This is a genomic window from Paenibacillus sp. 2TAB19, from assembly GCF_052115185.1.
In the GTDB taxonomy this organism is placed as follows: Bacteria; Bacillota; Bacilli; order Paenibacillales; family Paenibacillaceae; genus Pristimantibacillus.
On sequence record NZ_JBFRGE010000176.1, the window covers coordinates 1 to 2744 of the forward strand.

The following is a 2744-nucleotide window of genomic DNA, read 5'->3' on the forward strand; positions in this document are numbered from 1 at the left end:
CTTACAACTTTAAGCCAAAGATAAAGCCCGGATAATGTAATAAAGAGGACAGGTACGGTCAGGATAATACCCGTTTTAAAATATGCTCCCCATGAAATCTTAACACCCTTATTGGATAACACGTGCAACCAAAGCAAGGTAGCTAGCGAACCGATCGGAGTAATTTTCGGACCCAAGTCAGACCCAATTACATTCGCATAAACAAAAGCTTCATGAATCACTCCCGTAGAGTTCGTATTGTGAATGGCAAGCGCATTAATCATGACTGTCGGCATGTTATTCATAATCGATGAGAGGATAGCGGCTATAAATCCGGACCCGACTGTGGCTACAAACAAGCCTTGATCACCGACCCATTTAAATACATCGCCAAGTTCATTTGTCAGTCCAACATTTCTAAGACCATAAACAACGACATACATTCCAATGGAGAATGTAACTACTGCCCATGGCGCACCTTTTACAAGCTTCCAGGTATGGATCTCCCGGCTTTGACGAGCAAGCACCAAGAAGATGATGGCTGCAACACCAGCTATGATCGATACCGGTACACGAATAAACTCACTTGTTAAATAAGCGATGAGAAGAACGGCGAGAATAAACCATGAAATCTTAAACAGGCGCATGTCCTTAATCGCATCAATCGGTTTCTTTAATTGTGCCAAGTCATATTGCTTGGGTATGCTTTTCCGATAGTAGATGAAGAGTACAAGTAAACTTGCCGTGATAGAGAACAGAGTAGGGACTATCATACGACTGGCATATGCCGCAAATCCTATTCCGAAAAAATCAGATGACACGATATTAACCAAGTTACTGACGACTAGCGGAAGGGAGGCGGTATCGGAAATAAAACCGCTTGCCATGATAAACGGAAGAATCATACGATCATCAAATTTCAACGCCCGAACCATGGCCAGAACAATAGGCGTTAAGATAAGTGCAGCACCGTCGTTGGCGAAGAAAGCAGCAACCGCCGCACCTAATAGAATGACGTATACAAACATTAAAATACCGTTTCCTTTGGCAGCTCTAGCCATGTGAAGCGCGGACCACTCAAAGAAACCAATCTCATCGAGAATGAGAGATATCAGAATAACCGCAACGAACGCAAGGGTTGCGTTCCATACTATTTGYGTTACATCCCAGACATCATGAAAATCTACGACACCAAAGATAAGTGCAATTACTGCACCGCCACATGCTGACCACCCAATGTTAAGACCTTTCGGCTGCCATATGACGAACACTAACGTTATTATAAAAATGATTGAAGCAATTGCCAGCATAATGCCTCCTGGTTTATGTACAGCCTTTTACTGCATTGATTTTCTCTTGCATAGATGGAAGTTGATCGATTAGATGCCTCAAATAATCTTTGTCATCCAGGTTCAATGAATAGTAAATCCACTGACTTCGGCGTTCCTCGTTAATTAGACCGCCGATTCTTAGTTTTTTTAGATGTTGGCTAATGTTCGGCTGGGTTGTTTCTAAAATCTCAACGATATCACAGACACACATCTCCCGGTGCCGTAGAAGCGCCATAATTGTCAACCTGGTTTTATCTGAGAGAAGCTTAAGGTTATCGGACATTTCATCAATCGGTTGCAAATGGTTGCCTGCCCCCTTTCTGTAACTAGCTTGCTGACTACAGGGTTATTATATACGCGATTAGTTATATAAGTAAATGATTATATTAGTGATTACTTATTTCTTATTCACATGACGTAGATGCATGATTTGGACTGCAGCAACTGCTGCTGATCCCACTTAATTCTTGTGACCTAGACACAGAGCAGACGCCAGTCTCCGGCAGATGAAGATGCACTTCACGAGCTGCTTTAAAGTCTCCATCTAATGCAGCCACAACACTACGAACTTGTTCATAGCCTGTAGCCAGCAGGAAAGTCGGAGCTCGACCGTAACTTTTCGATCCCACGATATAAAAATTTTGTTCAGGCTGACGAAGTTCCGCTTCACCATGAGGGCGTACAGTGCCGCAGCTATGAATATTGGGATCAATCAAGTCAGCTAGTTGTAAGACGGACTCCACAGCGGTATCAGCAGCATACCGCAATTCAGATAGAAACGAGAAATCAGGTCGTGATCCCGATGCCACAATAACCTCATCGATTTTATCGATAGCGTATGCCTTATCTAATTGAGTTCCATGTAGAGATAAGGTGTTTGATTCTTTCTTAATTTGATCAATAAGAAATGGCGTGTGAACCTGTACATTGCCTTGTTGTACATATTGGTTAGCTCGAGTACCTAGTGCTCCGCGTGCCGGCAGCCCGTCATTTTCTCCGCCGCCAAAGGCATCCGAAACCTTTTGCTTTCTTAGCACCCAATGAATTGTTGTTTCTGGAGTCTCCAATTTCAACTCATTTAACAAAGTGAGGGATTGGAGAGCCGAGTGGCCACTACCTACAACAACAATGTTTTTCCCAGCATAACGTTTTTTACCTGCACCCAATATATCAGGAATACCGTACTGAATGTGATCTTTATAAATGATCTCGCCATCTGCAGGATGGCCACTTGTGCTCATCGGGTTTGGTGTAAGCCACGTTCCAGTGGCATCAATGACCGCAGAAGCCTCTTTTCGGAATAACTTACCTTGCTGCTCATATTCAATAATAAAGGCCGCATGATCCCGGCCGGCTGTTTTCATTTTATCGAATCCTTTTCGATAAATGGCATTAACCGATGATTGTAGATGAATAAAAGGTTGTAGTTGTTTC

General features: G+C 43.1%; 3 protein-coding genes. All 3 read right to left on the minus strand.

The genetic code is table 11. The annotated features are described in order from the left end of the window. Window positions 1-1289: arsenic transporter (locus tag AB4Z33_RS30705; protein WP_442053532.1), on the minus strand; the 1289-nt coding region annotated here is incomplete at its 3' end. Window positions 1290-1302: 13 nt separating this feature from the next. After that, window positions 1303-1611, minus strand: coding sequence for an ArsR/SmtB family transcription factor (locus tag AB4Z33_RS30710; RefSeq protein WP_442053533.1), 309 nt, complete (start codon window positions 1609-1611; stop codon window positions 1303-1305). 103 nt (window positions 1612-1714) lie between these two features. Then, window positions 1715-2744: flavoprotein (locus AB4Z33_RS30715; protein WP_442053534.1), on the minus strand; the 1030-nt coding region annotated here is incomplete at its 5' end.